We start from the raw sequence: 18514 nt of genomic DNA, 5'->3' as shown, positions 1-18514 counted from the left end.
TTTAAATTACACTTTTATAGATTGAAATGACCTTGTCTGCTATATGTCGAGAGCATAAATGTAGAATATGTTCTCTACCATTTGTGACAGCATTATGAGATAGTGCTTTATTAAGTTTAGACGAAACATCTTCAACATTAAATGTAGTTAAAAAGCAACCTTTAGTATTCTTAATGACCTGCTCAATATCTCCCACATTAGTTGCTACAATCGGAACGTTACATGCCATAGCTTCTTTGATAACATTAGGACTTCCTTCCCATAAACTTGTAAGTAAAATAACATCAGAAGCATTATAGTAATATGACATTTGATTATTGGGTACATTATCTAAATAATGTAATTCAACATCATTTCTATCTAATAAATCAAAAGCTTCTTTTGCCAACTTAAAATTCTTTTCAATTCTTTCTGGATTAGCAGCAAATAAAATATTTTTTTTTGAAGGGTTCCAATTAGTATGTTTCAATGCTAGCTCTTTTTCAATAGGTTTAAAAATATTGAAGTCGACTCCATTTGGAACCACAATAGCTTTTTTAGATTTTAAAGAAGTACGCATATCATCAGATTTCACTATTGTCTTAGACCAATAAAAATTTTCAAAAAGCTTAATAATAAATCGATAATATAATTTAGATTTAACATCACTACCCATAAGGGACGCTATTAATGGATTGGCTCTTGCAAAAGCTGCAGTAAAGCCAGACAAAGAATAATGAGAATGAACTATATCATACTTATTGTATTTTAAATATCCTTTTAATTCAACAATAGACTTTAAGTATCCTCTTATTCCTGACCCTTTAATAATAAAGTAAGTTAATTCTATGCCTTTTTCTTTTAATGATTCTCCTTGATTTTTAACTATACAAGATATTGTATCATTTGTTTTCGCTCGACTTATAAAAAGAACCCTCATTAATTATTTGATTCATTAATTTTTTAAGAAATTAACAATAGAGTCTGCATAAACTTCTTCAATATCAACTTTCTTTTTATCAAACTCCCAATTTCCATTGTTCAATATATAGTAACCATCGGCTTTCGCATGGCCTACTGTTCCGAAATAAATTGCTTGGAACTCTAGCAAATAAAACTTATTGCCATCATATGCAATATCTATTGATATATTAGGTAGTTCTGCCTGATCAAAAACATTTTTTGCAAAATTGAATATTCCATCTGGACAATTGACATTAGATCCATAAATATAATTTGCATTACCACTACCACTAGCTCTAAAATCATTTTTTCTGACGGGTCTTTCAAATATGTAATACCTTTCACCAAAAATTAAAATTTTAAAATCTGATGTTAACTCCGGGATAAACTGTTGTATTATAAATTTATTTCTGTATAAAGATTCTCTCACATATCCCTTATGTTTTTTTGATCTTAAAAAGTCTTTTAAATCTTTTTTTATATTTCGCGTTCTACCAATTTTTTTAACTTTCTTCAAAAAATCTTGCCTATTAATTGCTAATGCTACCCCTCTACTCATTGCACCGGTAGATTCTTTAATAACAACAGGATAGGTTAAACCATCTATATCAATGTCTTCGAGTACCCCATAATGAGTAGCAGAAAGATTATTAACTGAATCTGTGAAAATTATGCTCTTAAGAATCTCCATGAAAACTTTATTATTATTAGCTCTCAAAAATTTAAAATCGGGTAATACTCTCAACCCTTTCTCTTTTAGCCCAAAAATAACATCCTCAATATAATTCTTATAATGGTAACCGATATCCTCACTTGAGGTATATAAAATTGTATCTTCTTTAGAAAATTCGTCGTCAAATTTTACATTTGAGATATTCATAAATCTTACCGAATATCCAGATTTTTCAAAATTCTTTTTAAGAATTTCCTTATCCATACCGCCGCGATAAGTAACATTATTCCATTTTGAGCCAAAATTATTTTTGTAATCTGTCAATATAACTATTCTCTTTTTCATAACGTAAATTTAATCATTTAAAACAGCCTTAAACATTCTTATATATTTTTGCGATACTTTTTCAATATTAAATTCCGATTTTTTAAATTCATTGATATTATTAAATATTGTCTGCTTGCTTACATCATCTAAATTAAGTGCTTTTTCCATTGATTCTGCCAACGATTTTGGTGATTCATTTTTGAAAATAAACCCGCTTTTCTCATCTTCTACGTATTCTAAAAACCCTTCTTCATCAGAACAAATAGGAATCAAATCGTAATTATAAGCTCTTAACAATGGTCCGCTTTGTGTTACATCTCTATAGGGGACAACAAAAAAATTTGCTTTTGAAAAAATATCAGAAAGTTCATTTTTTTCAATATACCTTATCTTCAAATCAAAAACATCGCTCTTATTTATTAATGGTTTATATTCATCGTTCCATGTTTTACAATTCCCTGCTATTGTAACAAAAAAATTGTCATATTTTTGAGCTAAAATATTAGTTGCCTTTATTAATACATCTACTCCCTTATAATAAAAGATTCTACCAAAAAATAAAAAATTTACTCTATTATTTTTTTGCAAATTATCTGTCGATTTCATTAAGTCTGTAGCTACTAAAAAAAGTCTAATGGTGAAACTTTTTTTATCAAGATGATCTTTTTTAAAAAGGTTCTCTTGAGAGTATGAAAAGAATTGGAAATATTTATAAAAATTTAATTGAATAAATCTGTAAAATTTTTCGCTGAATTTTAAATTTCCTACTGATCTTTCATGTAATTTATAATCCATAATACTAATTATAGTATTTTTATTCCCTAAAAATAATCTACTAAATATTGCAAAATATGGACTTCCAAAAGCTTCAATATAAATTACATCTGGTTTTGATTTTTTAATACTCTTAATAAGTTTATAATCACTCTTTAATTTCGCAAAACTTCTCGCTCGTTTCTTTGAAAAGTCATTTATAATATATTTTATTTTGTTTTCCTTGCAAAAAGTAGAAACATCATCAATTGAATAATTTCCATTTTTTTGATACGGACAAATAAATGTTAAATCAACCTTTTTATTCAGTTCACTAAGTATTTCTCTTTCTCTAACCCAAGACGCTGAGATAAAACAGACCTTCATATATTACCAATTTAATCCGTTATAATTTGGATGATTTCTTAATTTCTCAATTCGGCAAAAATCAATTATAATTTTATCATCCATTATATTCATATTCTCAATTTCCTTAGTTTTATTTGGTATAACAACCACATCGCTTTTTTCAATTAAGTCTTGAATATTGTCACACAACAATGTGGATATATGCGGCAATTTTTCTTCTATATAACTTTTATTAGCACCAATTAGCTTAGATAAACTAACATTCTCATCATATATTAATACAGTCTTTCCTTTACCAAGTAATTTTTCAATTATTTCGACAGATGGGCTATATCTTAGATCATCAGTTCCTGATTTAAAACTTATATTTAAAAATCCTATTTTCTGTTTTTTAGTATCGAGAACTGCATTCAATGCTATTTCTTTATGATAAGTATTACTATTTTCAATTGAGTTTAATACAGGAGAATCAATATAATTATCATGCGCTAACATTTTTAAGCCTTTTAAATCTTTCGGTAAACATGAGCCACCATATGCAAATCCTGGTTTAAAATAATAATTAGAAATATTAAGCTGTTTGTCTAGGCAAAATACTCGCATAACTTCATGTGAATCTATATCAAGTTTCTTACATATATTACCTACCTCATTAGCAAAAACGATCTTTAAAGCATGGAAAGAATTATTAACATATTTAATAATTTCGGCTACTTTTACTTCTACCTTTTCGACAGATCCATTCACTTTTGAATAAATATCACTCATTACATTAAGTGCTAATTGATTATCACTTCCAATAATAGTCACTGGTGGATTATAGTAGTCATTAACTGCCGTACCTTCTCTTAAAAATTCTGGGTTTGATACTACTGCGAATCCGACATTTCTCTTTTTACCAGAAACTGATTCGATTATTTCACCGACTTTATGATTTGTACCTGGTAAAACGGTAGATCTAATTGCGACTATATGCAAACCTTCTTTTTCTTTAAGTGTTTCACCAATTTCTCTGGCACAATTATATATATATTCTAAATTTAAATGTCCCTGAGCTGTAGAAGGCGTGCCAACACAAATAATGCTTACTTCAGAATTTAATACCGCATCCCTAAAGTTAGTCGTTGCTCTTATACGACCTTCTTTAAATTGTTCTCCAATAATCTTATCAATGTCCTTTTCAATTATTGTGGGTATGCCTCTATTAATCATATTAACTTTGGTCGATAAAACATCCACACCAATAACATTATGACCATTTTGGGCAAGACAACCTAAACTCACACATCCAACATAACCTAATCCGAAAATACTAATATTCATTATTTATTTTATTATTTGTAATGGTTTTATACGATTATTCTTAATGCCCCACTTTAATGCTGAAAAAAAACCTTGCCAACTTCTTATTGTATATCTTATTCTAAAATTAATTACTGTCTTCATAGTTAGAATAAATAAATGTTTCCTCTTAGCACGAAAGTAATATTTATAATCTTTATAATCTCTATGCATCATATGCGCAATAAGAGGGTTTCGAAAATTATAATACATTTTAAAAGGAGAAACTTTACCTATTGTTGCACTCTCTTTATGCCATAATTTAGCTTCGGGTGTATAAAATATTCTATATCCGGCTTCTTTCGCCCGAATTTGCCATTCAAAATCTTCAGCTTGAAATGCAAATTCAGTATTGTATCCACCTACTTTATCATAAACATCTTTGTTTACTAACCAAAAAATATCATCACACCATGGTAATTCTCTCACAACATCATACTGATTTTCGTCTTTTTCTCCAAGCCCAATATCTTCCCCTCTCCAATTTTTCTCATCCCATTCACGACCACATGTTTGAAATACTTCAGGTTCATCATAGAAATAGACCTTTCCAGTCACAAAAGCAACTTTTTCATTTTCTTCAGCGACTTTAACCGTAGCTTTAATCAGGTTTTTATCTACTTTTACATCATTATTAGTTATTAGAACATAGTCAGCATTTTTTTCATTAAACGCATACTCCATCCCAAAATTGAATCCCCCTGAATACTTAAGGTTTATGTCAGTTCTTAAAACCTTAACACTAGGCCATCTGCTTTCAACATATTCCTTAGTTTGATCAGTTGATCCATTATCAATTATAACAACTTCAAAATTATTGTAATTATTTAAAAGATAACTAGAAATAGAATCATCAAGCAAGTATTTCCCGTTATAAGATAAAATAAGAACTAAAACTTTTTTATTTTGCATATTCAAAACTTCTTTGTGATTTATAGAATAGTTGCCTAGACGCAAAATACATTGCTAAATATATATACCATGTCGACCTTCCTGACCCAGATACTGGTTCAAACCAATTCATATATTGAACTAGATCATAAATAAAGAAAACAATAAATATAATGAGGTTAAAGAATTCAAAAGAATGATAATTAACCCTGTGTTTTCTTAAATATTTCAGATCATAAAATAAAGAGCTTACTAATAATATATATATCGGAGAGAAAAATAAGAGTCCTACAACTCCGGTCATGGCTATTGCCCCTAGAAAAGGATAATCGGCCGCTTCATAACCTTGTTCATCTCCGTCCTTAGTTCTCCAGCGGTTATCAAAACCTGTCCCAAAATAAGGGTTATTTATAATTAGCTGTCTCATAAAAGGTTTACCTAACCCAAGTCTTTTATCTTTTCTGCCAGCTGAATTTTCTCCTTCAGTAACTAATTTTACAGCGTCGTTTACCCCAGAGCGACCTGCCTCAAGATATTTTGGGAAGCTCAAAGAAACTATAAATCCAATAACCAACGCATATAACATTACAGAAAGAACCTTTTTGAGAGAAAATAATGCTTTATGCTGAAAATAATTAAACAATATTATTGCAATAAATAAATAAACAAAAGTACCAATAATATGTCGCCTTGTAATGGATAAAAGCCATGATAAAAACATTAAAGAAAATGCTATTAGAACTAAGTTTTTCCATTTAAATTTTTTCTTAAAAAAGACTATTACTATAACACCAATTGGTATTAATAAAGGCATAAAACCATAACTTTTTAAAAATATTCTATCCGCATCGGCAAAATTTCTATTAAACTTCTCTATCGGCAATATTTCAACCCCAGTAATAATTGTAATAATAAATAGTATTAAAATGACACAAGAAGATAAAATGAGCGTTCTAAAGAATAACACGCTACTTCTCAAATAAAAGTGATACGTAATTACAAAGAGTAAAAAACTATAGATTGTTGTCCTACTCTTTTTGAAAAAATTAAAAAATGTGTACCCTTCGCTTAATTTAAGTGTAGGTACAACATATCCAAAAATTAAGAAATAATATAAGCCGAAAATAAATAAATACTTGATTAACTTGTTGTAGGTATCATTTTTTATTTTAGTATTAAATGATATCAATACCAAACATCCTAACAATAATACTAGTATAAGATCTCGTATGTTTATAGACCCTCCTTCTCCACTGATAAGACCTGACGCATGCAAGATTCCACCAGGGTTAACATAAATTATAAATAATGCCCAGAAAATATAATCAATAATTTTATATTCCTTTTTAGTCATTCTTTTGACTTACAATAAGTGAAGTTTTCTAAACAATGTTTTTATGAATTTATCAATAACAATCCATTTGAATAAATAAATCCATAATTTTGGAGACTTTTTTAACATTTCTATTAAAGGAGACTTTTCTTGCCAAGATATACTTTTATTTTTTAAAATATTGTATGTAGTTTTCGAAAAAATAGTGCGATTAATAAAATCAGATTTAAAATTCACTACTGACATATAGTTCACAAGTCCAGATTGCTGTACAAGTGGTACTCTTTTAGCAAAAAAATCGCTAGATCTACTAATTCCTAAGTTATGAAATCTATAATGAGCCAATTTCTCATCTATATACTTAATTTTAGCATAACTAGAAATATGTAGCCACCATCTATAATCATATGTGAATTCTTCATCAAATCTTTCTAAATAATCTAAAAGTAAACTTTTCTTAACACATACAGTTAATGTATTAATAAAATTGCATTCCAAAAGTTCCCAAAAAATGAATCCACTTTTATACAAAGACTTTATTTTTTTATGAAAATCTGTAGTATTAAGTATGTTACCATTCTCATCAATCATAATAATATCAGAAAAAATCATTCCGTAATCGCTATTTAATTCCAGAAAATCGACTTGTTTTTGCAATTTTAACGAATCAGTCCAAAAATCATCTCCCTCACAATAAGCAATATATTTTCCTCTAGCGGCGTATGAATTATAAGCTGAATTAAACTTGGAGGTAGGCTTTCCAAACACCTGAATATTATTTTCTCTAGAATGCAAAAATAATTTAATTTTACCTGGATATTTTTTTGCATATTCTATGCAAATATCTCTTGTGCCATCTGAAGACGCATCTTCACCCACCAAAATTTCAAAATCAAAATTTGTTTGCTGCATTAAAATTCCATCTAAACACTTTGCTATGTAATTAATGTGCTGATAGGTTTGAACACATACAGACACAAGAGGTTTCTTACAAACATCATTCTGAAATTCTTTAACTGGAATTTTCTGATATCTTCGAAGAAATTCTTCTTTTTTAGGCATACTTATATTAACAGAAATTTTACTAATTGTAATCAAATTATTTTTTAATCATGATAAATTCACTTATATCAGATCTGAAATAGTATTATACTTTTATAAATTCTTACAGTATATAACTATATAAGTTCAATTTTCACGTATTTACTCATATTCAATATTTTATCATGCATTTCTTTGGCAGTAGAAAATTGAAGCAATAAAACACCGATCGCCGTATTTGAGCCATTGTAAGTAATAACTTCTTCGCTTCTAATTTTGAAAATATGTTTTTCGAGAATATTACTTTCTAAAGAATCTGAAATCACTATTTTTTTAAACTTACCTGAAATTTCACTATGCAAAATATATTGGGCATAATATCCTTTTTTACTGTATGATTGCACATTTTTATAGTTCCCCATAGCAACTTCAATTGACGCTTCTGCTATATTGAAGCCACTTGCATATTGCTCTAATTGTGGGACTAAATTACCACCACTTCTAGGTCCGACTTCTATGAGAAACATTCTTCCTTGTAAATCCATTTTTGCCTCTATATTGAAAGCACCATACTTGATATCAAGAATATTAATCAATCTTTGTAATTCATTTTCAATCTCAAGCAGTTTAGACTCATCTTGAATTGAAGGCAAAGTTGTTGAAACGGGTACAATAGGATTAACATCTTCATTAAAATATTGATCTCCCAAGTAACAAAATACAACTTTCTGTTCAAAAACAAAAGCATCTCCATGTAATTGATAATCTGTACTATTTATAAATTCTTCAATTATAATTCTTTTATTTCTCGAATACGATAACGCAAAATTGAAAGCGTCTTCTAATTCTGAAAGGGCCATAATTTTAGTCACACCTTTACTCCCTGAAGAATCTACGGGTTTAACCATAATAGGAAAGGTAAACTTATCTATATCTTCTAAAACTTCGTTATAATGTGTATAACCTTTGGAATACGGAACATTAAAATTATTCTTACTCAAAAAATCTCTAAATAAATCCTTTTCAGTAAGAATTTTTACAGATTGATAAGGATTTCCTGGAAGGTTTAGTTTTTCAGAAACATATGCAGCTGTAGGTGCAGCTGGATCCGATGCGTAGGCTAATATTCCATCTATCTTTAATTTTTTTGCAAGTTCTAATACACCTTCTAGGTTTGTTGTGCTAACATTATGATATTCATCTGAAAATTTATGTCCAGGGTTATTGGGTAAATAATCACATGTTATTACATAATACCCTAATTTTTTAGCATACTTTATTGCAGATACCTGGAAAAATGAACCACCTAAAATCAAGAGGCGTTTTTTATTCATGTCTTATCCTAATAAATTTATTCATATTAATATCTCAATTGCCCTATCTTAAATGAGGGAATTTCTACAATTTAATCTATAATTTCTAAACGACGTTTTTAAATAATTAATACATTTTATTTAATGTTCTTGGTATCTATTGAGATATGATTTTTGCAATTTCTTTAATGGTTTCTTTTGACAGTCCCGGATAAATTGGCAAACAAATTACCTGTTGGGTAATTTCAGTCGCATTTTTTAAATTTATAGAATCTGATGATGGTAAACCTCTATAAGTAGGAAATTCGCTTATTAAAGGGTAAAAATAACGTCTTCCATGTATGCCCTTGCTTTTTAACTTATCATACAGTTCATCTCTTGTATATAGATACTTTGCTGGATCAATAAAGATTGGAAAATATGCATAATTATGTTTTACACTTTGTATATCATTTAAAAAACGAATTCCATCAACACCGCTTAGTAATTCTTTATACTTATTCGCTATTATTTTTCGCTCTTCAGTTTGCTTTTCAAAAGATTTTAATTGTAATAAACCGTAAGCCGCCTGTAATTCATTCATTTTTGCATTTATACCAGGTGCGATAACAGTTGTTTCATCAGCAAAACCAAAATTCTTTAAATAGTCTACCCTTTTTTTTGTTTTTTCATCCTTGCATATAATAGCCCCTCCTTCTATCGTATTAAATGTTTTAGTTGCATGAAAACTGAGAACAGATAAATCGCCAAAATTTAAAATTGAATTGTTTTCTTTTTTAACCCCGAAGGCATGAGCAGCATCATATATTACTTTAAGGCCATAGATATCAGCTATCTCATCAATCTTTTCAACATCTGACGGGTTACCATAAACATGAACAGGCATAATTGCCGTTGTTTTAGGCGTAATGGCAGCCTCAATTTTTAAAGGATCAATATTTCCGTAAACGGGATCAATATCAACAAAAACTGGTTTAATTCCATTCCAATATAATGCATGTGTCGTAGCTACAAAAGAATAAGGTGTGGTAATTACTTCTCCTGTAATTCTTAAAGTTTGCAAAGCAGATATTAATGCTAAAGTACCATTAGAGAATAAGGAAACATAGGGAACACCTAAAAAATCTGCAAGTTTTTTTTCAAATTCCTGATGAAATTCACCATTGTTTGTCAACCATTTTTTCTCCCAAATAATTTCTAAACTTTTAACAAAATCATGAAGATCGGGTAGTATTGGTTGTGAAATTAGTATTGGTTTTTTATTTTTCATATTTTAAATTTTATTTACCAAAAATAAATTAAACTATAAAGTTCTATCTCTAATTTTTTCTCCTTATTTTACTTTTCACGATATCTATACTATCTAATAGTAATTTTCTATTTAAATAATACATACCCATCAAATAAAAACCCCCTATAAATATTACAGTAAAAGCAATTTTTAAATAGTCATTATTAATTTCATACATTAAAAATACTCCTGTAGCAGTAAGAATGATTGAAATAATAAATATTATAAAAACATCTTTCAATTGTTCAACAATACCATAATTCACCAATCGTTTTGTATAATATGTATTAATCAATAAGCCCAAAAAAGAGCACACTATTTCACCATAAATAATATATATAACGCCAAACCGATACATGATAATTATATTTATAATTCGCAGAATATTTCTTAAAACAGATAGATTAAAATTTAATTTCATTTTACCTTGTGCTGTCAAGGCCTGCACATTAACCATATGAATTGGATATAGAACTCCTGAGATTAATAATAATTGAAAATAAGGTACCATAGGTGTCCATTTTTCAGTTAATAAGATCAAAAAGAATGGTTTTGCCATAACAAAAAAAATGGCTCCTAACGGCACAACAAAAAATAAGGTATGTTGACAGAATTTCCTCATTGCATTTTTTAACTTCGTTTTATCCTCTTGTAACTTAGAAAAAACTGGAAATGCCACGGTTCCAACTGCGTGAGATGCTGTTTGTGATATTGTTTGATCAAATTGTTTTGCTTTTGTATAAAAACCAAGCTCGGCAGCAGGGAAAAATTTACCTATTACAATTAAATAAATATTACTGAATATAGTTTTTACAATACCCATTAACAATGCCCAAGAACTAAAAGACAACATTGATTTTAAAGAATTAACACTAAAATATGGAAGTGGTCTCCATTTATACAGAATATATAAGCCTATACTTTCAACACTTGCTTTTACAATTCGATAAATAACTAAACTCCAAACACCATAATTTAATAAGGCTGCAATAATTCCAGATATCCCGGATAATACAGCACTTATTAGCATCAAAATGGTCTTTTTTTTGAAATCGACATTTTTTGTCAATTTTGTTCTTTGAATTAAACCAAAAGAATTTATGATCAAAACTAAACTCAACACTCGAACTAACTCAACTAATTGAACTTCTTCATAAAAATTAGAAATTAAAGGTGCTGTAAACCATAAAATGATAAAGAAAAAAATACTTACAGATAAATTGAAATAAAAAATTGTACTGGCATCAATATCATCTGCATCTTGTTTTTGAATATAAGCAAGACCAAATCCACTATCTATAAACATAACCGATATAGCAATAAAAACAGTTATCATTCCAATAAGGCCATAATCTGCTGGGGTCAAAAGTCGTGCTAATATCACACCTAACACCAATCTAATTAGCTGAAGACCTATTTTCTCTAATAAGTTCCAAATTACTCCATTTATTGATTTCTGTTTTAAATTATTCAAAGTGATCAACTTATTTTATCTACAATCAAAATCATAGTTTTATTATCCGAAGTTTTAATAATAATATTATTGTCAGCATCAAAAGATGTAGAATTAATTCTCTTTTCAGGTTGCTTCATTAATTCGATACTATTAATAATTTTATATCGTTGGCCGTTGTGAACAAATATTGCTGTCCTATTATGTTCTCTAGAACCTCTAATAAGCTTATTTATATCTAAAAAAGACAAACCTTCTGTAATAACACTATCTATTTTATTAAATGGCCTTTGGTATGAACCCTCTTTGGAGATGTTATCTTCCAGTTTTAAGTCAAATCCATTTTTTATTTTATAAATCAACTGGACAAGTAATAATTGTCCTATTCCAAACAAATAACTATTTAATAACTGGGTAGTTTCTAAGCCACTAATTGGAATCTTAAACCGCTCTATAATTTTACCAGTATCTATACCAGCATCTATATAATGAAAAGTAACACCTGTAAAATCCTGTTTTTCTTTTATAACCCAATTGGTTGGTGACGCTCCTCTATTATGCGGTAAATATGCAGGGTGAAAATTTATACATCCAATTTTTGGAGCTTCTATTATAAAGTCTTTCAACATTCTAAATCCAAATGTAAATATGTAGTCAATTTGTTTCTTCTTTATAACTTCTTCAAAAAATGTGGTGTTAACAATATTTGAAGTATATACGGGAATAACATGTTTTTTAGCTAAAAAGTAAGGTTTAAATTTTTTTTTAATCTCAGTATTTTCAATACTATACTTTATATATTTCTTAAATTTTAATAAGACTTTTTTAATAAAAGATGTCTCCTTCACATAAAAAGGGTTATCAGTAACAATAAACTCTGGAATTAAGCCAGACGAAATCAATTCTTTTAAGACATTATTTGTATTGGATGGATTTGTTAAAAGAATAAATTTCATTTCAAACTTTAGTTATTTTCTTTATGAGTTTATATCCTAAAGAGTTTTTTGTATAGATTGGATAATTTATAATATTACTAGAAATACCAGTTTTAAATCTATAAATAGCTGGTAAAATTTCCTTTTGAAGGTTGCCCAAATCATAATATTTTACACCTAAATCTTTAACTAACTGAATTGCTTCCCATTGTAACAATTCGCCCTGCCCTTCATTTTTTACTTTAAAAGCTGATGCGCCTTTATAATACAGCATTGAATTTTTATTACCAACAATAAAAATTCCAGATATTGGTTTTTCATCTTTAAATGCAACTAAAATTATCGCTTGTTTTTTAGGCCCGTAATGATCAATAAGTGCTTTATAATAACGCTCTTTAAGGTGCGTATATCCTAATTTTTGATGCAATTCATTTAATATTGGCCAGAAATGCGTATGGCCTTCACCTGAAAAAAAAGCTTTTACTGAAATTCCTGATTTCTGAGCCTTTCTTATCATATTTCTCCGTTTGGAGTGAATTACACTACTAAATATGTCTTCATTATCTATACTAAGATCAACAACACAAGTTTCACCTTTTTGAGAAAATGAATCAATGTTTCTTTTGTTTTCTATTGTAGGAAGACCACAATAGTTTAGTGAATCGAAAAAACCTACCGACAAATCATTATAATCTATCAATTCATCTTTTACAAAACCTGCATATGGAATGTCATACAAAGGTTTTAAATGATATCTCTTTAAACCAAACTTACTTTTTTGAACATGTACAGGTGATAGATTAACAATATCATTAGGATTATCTACAAGGTAAAATAACTCGGTATTGAACTCTCTTTCAACAATCTTATTTAGATCTACTTCCTGAAAAACAGACCCATCATTATTATTAATTACATCTAATATTTTGTCTGATTGTTCAGAGTTTGGTTTTATTAATATATAATTTTTATACTTAAGCATTAAACTCTTTTAAGTGTTTAATTACATAATTCACCTCTTCATTTGTCAAATCAGAATGCAAAGGAAGTGTAATAAATCTATTTGCTTCCTTTTCTATATAATCACAACCTTTAGCATACGGTTTAAATAAAGGTTGCGATGTTAAAGGTGTATAATGACATCCTGTGGCTATTCCTTTTGATTTTAAATAAATCATTAGGTCATCTCTTCGATCTGATCTTATTCCAAACATCTGATATACATATGTTTCAGGCTCGAAAGGCAATAAAGGGGCAACTATATCTATCTCTTCTATAGCATTTAAATACATTCTTATAATTGCTGATCTTCTGGCATTCATTCTATCAAGTTTCTTCAATTGGGCGAGCCCTATAGAAGCAGAGAGATCATTCATATTGTATTTATAACCTAACACATTGATTTCATAAAACCAATGCATTGCATCTCTATTTGCGTCAGTGTATGATTGCGCTGTTTTCCAATTATCTTTATCTATTCCTACCCAACGAAACGCTTTAATATCTTTAATGAGCTCAGAGTTATTGGTAACAATCATTCCGCCATCTCCTGTTGTCATTAGTTTTTTCTCCTCAAATGAATAGCATCCAAAATCACCCCATGTTCCCAACGATTTACCTTTATATAAAGCTCCAGTGGTATGAGCACAATCCTCAATTACCCTCAAAGTATTTTCCCTTGCAAACTCCATCACTTCATCCATAGGAACAGGATGTCCTGCATAATGAACAGGTATTATGGCAACACAATCTTCAGTATACTTTAGTTTCATATCCTCTAAATCCATACCTAAGGTGGTAGGGTCTGAATCTACAAATACAGGTACTAGACCATTGTAGAGTACTGCACAGGCTGTAGCAGCAAATGTTTGTGATGGAACTAATACTTTCTTTCCTCTGGGGAAATTAAAAACCATCAAAGCTATATGCAAAGCAGCAGTAGCAGAATTTAAACCAATAGCATGTTTTACACCAATATATTCTGCCCATTGTTTTTCAAATTCATTTACATTTGGTCCTAAACCTATCCATGATCTTTCAAAGGCTTCAGATATATTCTGTAATTCCTCCTTACCTACTGAAGGCTTAAACAATCTTACATTCATAGAATTCAATTTATATTTTTATTGCATTATATTTTGAAACAAAATCTTTCAACGTGAGGTTTTTTGTATCTTTTTTAGAAAGCTTTGGCTTTGCAAATGGCCAACTAATATTTATATCATCATCATTCCATAAAAGGCCTAATTCTGCTGATGGCGTGTAGTAATTATCTACTTTATATAATACTTCACTTATATCTGTTAATGTGCAAAAGCCGTGGGCAAAGCCTCTAGGGATAAAAACCATTTTTTTATTCTCTTCGCTAAGTTCAATACTATCCCACTCGCCGAAAGTATCTGAACCTTCTCTAAGGTCTACAAATACATCTAAAACAACACCTTTAATACAACGGATCATCTTGGTCTCTGAATACGGTGGCATCTGAAAGTGTAGCCCTCTAATAATTCCTTTCGTTTCTGATCGAGAATGGTTCTCTTGCACCCATTTTCTATCAATTCCATTTTCTTTAAAAATGGTGTCATCAAAGGCTCTCATAAAAAAGCCTCTATTATCACCAAGGGGCTTTAATACGATTTCATAAACACCCTTTAATTTTCGTTCTTTAATTTCCATAGCTTGTAATAAGCATCAATTTGCTGATAGCATAAATTCAACACATTAGCTTCTTTATATTTTTTATACCAGTTAACAGTAAACCCAATTGTTTCTTCTATATTTAATGCGGGTTTCCAATTTAAATGATACTTAGCCTTATTAATATCTAAAGATAGTAGTTTAGCTTCATGCAGAGTCGTTTTGTCTGATTTATCTGACCAAGTACCGGAACCGTATTTTTCAATTAATATAGAAACCAATTTTTCTACCGTCACAACATTCTCAACTTCAGGGCCAAAATTCCATGCTTGACTATATTTAATAGGATTTTTTAGCATTTTAGCTCCTAATAAAATATATCCGAAAAGAGGTTCCAAAACATGTTGCCATGGGCGAACCGATTTCGGGCTTCTAACTTCAATATCAATATTTTTTTCTAAAGAATCAATACAATCAGGAATTATACGATTTTCAGACCAATCTCCACCGCCAATTACATTACCAGCTCTTACAGATGCCACAGACTTCTTATGTTGATCATATTTCAACGGATTAAAGAAAGAGTTTCTATAGGAAGAAATTATTATTTCGGAAGCTCCTTTACTTGCACTGTAAGGGTCGTACCCTCCTAGCCTGTCATTTTCTTTGTAAGGCCATACCCATTCTTCATTATGATAGACTTTGTCTGTGGTAATCATCAGAGCAACTTCAACAGAAGGAGTAAGCCTAATTGCTTCTAAAATGTTTGCTGTACCTTGAGTATTTGTCTCAAAAGTTTCTAAAGGATTGTCATAACTTTCTAAAACGAGAGGTTGTGCTGCTAAGTGAAAAACAATGTTTGGTCTTTCATTTGAAAAAATCTCAATAAGAGCTTTTTTATCTCTAATATCTAATCGTATATCCTTAATTAAAGTCCCAATTTTACTTAAATTAAAATTATCATTTTCAGTTTTTGGATCTAGAGCTATTCCTACAACATGAGCACCTAACTTTTCTAGCCAAATAGCCAACCATGATCCTTTAAAACCAGTGTGACCTGTTATGAGAATTTTCTTTCCTTTATAAAGATTTAATAAAGAATCTACTCCCAAGTTTTCCATTTTGCATTATTAGTATTCCACATTTCTTCAAGAATATTTTTGTCTTTTAAAGAATCCATTGCCCTCCAAAAACCATTGTGTTTAAAAGCATATAATTTTTCATCTTTAGACATATTCTCTAAAGGGTCTCGTTCAAAAACTGCAGAAGCGTCATCTGAGATATAATCAAATACTTGAGGATCACAAACAAAAAAACCGCCATTTATCCAACCTCTTTCGCCTGCAGGTTTTTCTTCAAATGATTTTACCAACTTATCATCTGTACCAAAATCGATTGTACCATATCTACTTTGGGGTTGAACTGTAGTCATAGTTATGACACCCTTATGTTCTTCGTGGAAATTGACAAGTTTGTTTAGATTAACATCTGATACCCCATCGCCATATGTAAGCAAGAATTTTTCATTGCCAATAACCGATTTTGCCTTCTTTATCCTTCCTCCTGTCATGGTATTCAAACCAGTATCTAATAGTGTTACTTTCCAATTCTCTGATTGATTATCTAACATTTTCATCTCATTGTTTTTAAGATCAATTGTAACACTAGAATTGTGAAGAAAATAATTAGCAAAGTATTCTTTTATCATGTAACCCTTATATCCTAGAAGGATTACGAATTCATTAAAGCCATGTTGAGAATATGATTTTAGAATATGCCATAAAATAGGCTTTCCCCCTATTTCCACCATTGGTTTAGGTTTTATTCCCGTTTCTTCGGAAAGTCTAGTTCCAAATCCTCCTGCTAAAATTAATACTTTCATGTGATTTTTATTTATTTATGCTGTCAAAAGGATGATTTGTACTAGCCAACTTCGCTAAAGGGTGATAATCCTCTTTAAGAGGAGTTATCTCTTTATTTCGAATTTCATGAACAATATTAATAGATTGCCTAGCGTCTTCTAAGCCAAAACCATTTCCTTTAATTATATTTTCATAACTTTTCGTATGCAAATCAAAGAAACCGCCGCTAAATTCAATTTCTTTACCATCTACAGTTATTGAACGATATGTACGCTGTCCTTTTTCTTTTACATTTTCAGGTAAAACATCATAATTTATAGATAAAAACCAGCGCACTCTAGCTTTTTCAAATTCTAAATAACCTGCAGCTCGATCATGATTATGTAAATGAACAGTATTTGTTTTTATTTTGCCAAATACCCAAGATAACATATCATAAAAATGAATTCCTATATTAGTAGATATTCCTCCAGATTTTGACGCATCACCCTTCCATGATGTGTAATACCAACTACCTCTTGAGGTTAAATAAGTTAAATCTACATCATAGATTTTATCTTTTGGTCCATTGTCTATTTTTTTCTTTAAATCTATGATACTCTCATGAAGACGTAGTTGTAAAATAGTATTAACTTTTCTATCAAATTGTTTTTCAACATCCACTAAAGCATCTATATTCCAAGGATTCAAAACTAAAGGCTTTTCACATATTGCATGTGCTCCACTTCGTAAAGCCATTCTTATATGTGAATCATGTAGATAATTAGGTGTACAAATACTAACGTAATCTAAATTTAGATTTCTCTTTTGTCGAAGTTTTTCTATGTGTCGATCGAATCGCTCAAATTCAACAAAAAACGAAGCATCTGGAAAATAACTATCCATAATGCCTACACTATCAAATTTATCTAATGCAACTAATAAATTATTATTAGTTTCTTTTATAGCCCTTAGATGCCTTTCTGCAATATAACCACCAACACCTATTAGTGCAAAATTTTTCATGTTCACTTAACTAAAAATTAATTAAATAGTTTTATTTTTATGTTACAACGTATTGATTAGAATAATATTCTAAAAATAAAACTATTTACCAAATTATTAATTGAAAATGAATTTACTAATCAACAACTTATAAAAATAAATATGCAATTATAATATATAAATTAATACATCATTATAAATAACATCATCTAATACTTAGTCAACAAACAAATAAAAAAACTCATTATAATTAGCTATTTACCAGTATATAACATTGAGTCTTAAAGGTAATAAGGAGATAATCATTAACAATTCTTTTTCAATAACACACCAAATGTAAACATTTTTATTAAAAAAATCTTATAAAAA

17 protein-coding genes are annotated in these 18514 nt (G+C 29.3%); all 17 read right to left on the bottom strand.

Features of this window, described 5'->3' with window-relative positions:
- Nucleotide 1: 1 nt before the first annotated feature.
- The gene (locus AC1EUV_RS09645) at nucleotides 2–919 is read right to left on the bottom strand and encodes a glycosyltransferase family 4 protein (RefSeq protein ID WP_480198490.1); all 918 of its coding nucleotides are present in this window, start codon (nucleotides 917–919) and stop codon (nucleotides 2–4) included.
- 15 nt (nucleotides 920–934) lie between these two features.
- Nucleotides 935–1960, bottom strand: a complete 1026-nt coding sequence (locus AC1EUV_RS09640; RefSeq protein WP_480198489.1) for an ATP-grasp domain-containing protein — start codon at nucleotides 1958–1960, stop codon at nucleotides 935–937.
- A gap of 9 nt (nucleotides 1961–1969) precedes the next feature.
- A complete protein-coding gene (locus tag AC1EUV_RS09635) occupies nucleotides 1970–3082 on the bottom strand; it encodes a glycosyltransferase family 4 protein (protein ID WP_480198488.1) in 1113 nt (370 codons plus the stop codon).
- 3 nt (nucleotides 3083–3085) lie between these two features.
- The gene (locus tag AC1EUV_RS09630; protein WP_480198487.1) at nucleotides 3086–4387 is read right to left on the bottom strand and encodes a nucleotide sugar dehydrogenase; all 1302 of its coding nucleotides are present in this window, start codon (nucleotides 4385–4387) and stop codon (nucleotides 3086–3088) included.
- 3 nt (nucleotides 4388–4390) lie between these two features.
- Entirely contained in the window at nucleotides 4391–5317 is a 927-nt protein-coding gene (locus tag AC1EUV_RS09625) for a glycosyltransferase family 2 protein (RefSeq protein WP_480198486.1), read from the bottom strand.
- The gene (locus AC1EUV_RS09620; protein ID WP_480198485.1) at nucleotides 5307–6650 is read right to left on the bottom strand and encodes an O-antigen ligase family protein; all 1344 of its coding nucleotides are present in this window, start codon (nucleotides 6648–6650) and stop codon (nucleotides 5307–5309) included. The genes AC1EUV_RS09625 and AC1EUV_RS09620 overlap by 11 nt, the downstream gene beginning before the upstream one ends.
- Before the next feature lie 9 nt (nucleotides 6651–6659).
- Complete coding sequence (locus AC1EUV_RS09615; RefSeq protein ID WP_480198484.1) at nucleotides 6660–7727, bottom strand: glycosyltransferase; 1068 nt, start codon at nucleotides 7725–7727, stop codon at nucleotides 6660–6662.
- Nucleotides 7728–7807: 80 nt separating this feature from the next.
- A complete protein-coding gene (locus AC1EUV_RS09610; RefSeq protein ID WP_480198483.1) occupies nucleotides 7808–9004 on the bottom strand; it encodes an ATP-grasp domain-containing protein in 1197 nt (398 codons plus the stop codon).
- A 136-nt stretch (nucleotides 9005–9140) separates the two neighbouring features.
- Nucleotides 9141–10253, bottom strand: coding sequence for a DegT/DnrJ/EryC1/StrS family aminotransferase (locus tag AC1EUV_RS09605; RefSeq protein WP_480198482.1), 1113 nt, complete (start codon nucleotides 10251–10253; stop codon nucleotides 9141–9143).
- A 49-nt stretch (nucleotides 10254–10302) separates the two neighbouring features.
- Nucleotides 10303–11748: a lipopolysaccharide biosynthesis protein gene (locus tag AC1EUV_RS09600; RefSeq protein WP_480198481.1), complete on the bottom strand. Its 1446-nt coding sequence runs from the start codon at nucleotides 11746–11748 to the stop codon at nucleotides 10303–10305.
- A gap of 5 nt (nucleotides 11749–11753) precedes the next feature.
- Entirely contained in the window at nucleotides 11754–12683 is a 930-nt protein-coding gene (locus tag AC1EUV_RS09595; protein ID WP_480198480.1) for a formyltransferase family protein, read from the bottom strand.
- Between the two features lies 1 nt (nucleotide 12684).
- On the bottom strand, nucleotides 12685–13644 hold the full coding sequence (locus AC1EUV_RS09590) for a lipid II:glycine glycyltransferase FemX (RefSeq protein ID WP_480198479.1): 960 nt from the start codon (nucleotides 13642–13644) through the stop codon (nucleotides 12685–12687).
- A complete protein-coding gene (locus tag AC1EUV_RS09585; protein WP_480198478.1) occupies nucleotides 13637–14767 on the bottom strand; it encodes a DegT/DnrJ/EryC1/StrS family aminotransferase in 1131 nt (376 codons plus the stop codon). The genes AC1EUV_RS09590 and AC1EUV_RS09585 overlap by 8 nt, the downstream gene beginning before the upstream one ends.
- Before the next feature lie 10 nt (nucleotides 14768–14777).
- On the bottom strand, nucleotides 14778–15338 hold the full coding sequence (gene rfbC / locus AC1EUV_RS09580) for a dTDP-4-dehydrorhamnose 3,5-epimerase (protein WP_480198477.1): 561 nt from the start codon (nucleotides 15336–15338) through the stop codon (nucleotides 14778–14780).
- Nucleotides 15314–16420, bottom strand: a complete 1107-nt coding sequence (rfbG, locus tag AC1EUV_RS09575) for a CDP-glucose 4,6-dehydratase (RefSeq protein WP_480198476.1) — start codon at nucleotides 16418–16420, stop codon at nucleotides 15314–15316. The genes rfbC and rfbG overlap by 25 nt, the downstream gene beginning before the upstream one ends.
- Nucleotides 16402–17181: a glucose-1-phosphate cytidylyltransferase gene (gene rfbF, locus AC1EUV_RS09570; protein ID WP_480198475.1), complete on the bottom strand. Its 780-nt coding sequence runs from the start codon at nucleotides 17179–17181 to the stop codon at nucleotides 16402–16404. The genes rfbG and rfbF overlap by 19 nt, the downstream gene beginning before the upstream one ends.
- Nucleotides 17182–17188: 7 nt before the next feature.
- Nucleotides 17189–18166, bottom strand: a complete 978-nt coding sequence (locus tag AC1EUV_RS09565) for a Gfo/Idh/MocA family protein (protein ID WP_480198474.1) — start codon at nucleotides 18164–18166, stop codon at nucleotides 17189–17191.
- Nucleotides 18167–18514 lie beyond the last annotated feature (348 nt).

This window comes from Maritimimonas sp. 2304DJ26-3 (genome assembly GCF_056591635.1).
This window is presented reverse-complemented; position numbering and strand designations above follow the sequence as displayed.

Coding starts and splice junctions, on each gene's coding strand:
- AC1EUV_RS09565 (WP_480198474.1), bottom strand. CDS start 18,166: ATGAAAAATTTTGCACTAATAGGTGTTGGTGGTTATATTGCAGAAAGG.
- AC1EUV_RS09610 (WP_480198483.1), bottom strand. CDS start 9,004: ATGAATAAAAAACGCCTCTTGATTTTAGGTGGTTCATTTTTCCAGGTA.
- rfbC (WP_480198477.1), bottom strand. CDS start 15,338: ATGGAAATTAAAGAACGAAAATTAAAGGGTGTTTATGAAATCGTATTA.
- AC1EUV_RS09630 (WP_480198487.1), bottom strand. CDS start 4,387: ATGAATATTAGTATTTTCGGATTAGGTTATGTTGGATGTGTGAGTTTA.
- AC1EUV_RS09585 (WP_480198478.1), bottom strand. CDS start 14,767: ATGAATGTAAGATTGTTTAAGCCTTCAGTAGGTAAGGAGGAATTACAG.
- AC1EUV_RS09640 (WP_480198489.1), bottom strand. CDS start 1,960: ATGAAAAAGAGAATAGTTATATTGACAGATTACAAAAATAATTTTGGC.
- rfbG (WP_480198476.1), bottom strand. CDS start 16,420: ATGGAAAACTTGGGAGTAGATTCTTTATTAAATCTTTATAAAGGAAAG.
- AC1EUV_RS09645 (WP_480198490.1), bottom strand. CDS start 919: ATGAGGGTTCTTTTTATAAGTCGAGCGAAAACAAATGATACAATATCT.
- AC1EUV_RS09595 (WP_480198480.1), bottom strand. CDS start 12,683: ATGAAATTTATTCTTTTAACAAATCCATCCAATACAAATAATGTCTTA.
- AC1EUV_RS09620 (WP_480198485.1), bottom strand. CDS start 6,650: ATGACTAAAAAGGAATATAAAATTATTGATTATATTTTCTGGGCATTA.
- AC1EUV_RS09590 (WP_480198479.1), bottom strand. CDS start 13,644: ATGCTTAAGTATAAAAATTATATATTAATAAAACCAAACTCTGAACAA.
- AC1EUV_RS09635 (WP_480198488.1), bottom strand. CDS start 3,082: ATGAAGGTCTGTTTTATCTCAGCGTCTTGGGTTAGAGAAAGAGAAATA.
- rfbF (WP_480198475.1), bottom strand. CDS start 17,181: ATGAAAGTATTAATTTTAGCAGGAGGATTTGGAACTAGACTTTCCGAA.
- AC1EUV_RS09625 (WP_480198486.1), bottom strand. CDS start 5,317: ATGCAAAATAAAAAAGTTTTAGTTCTTATTTTATCTTATAACGGGAAA.
- AC1EUV_RS09605 (WP_480198482.1), bottom strand. CDS start 10,253: ATGAAAAATAAAAAACCAATACTAATTTCACAACCAATACTACCCGAT.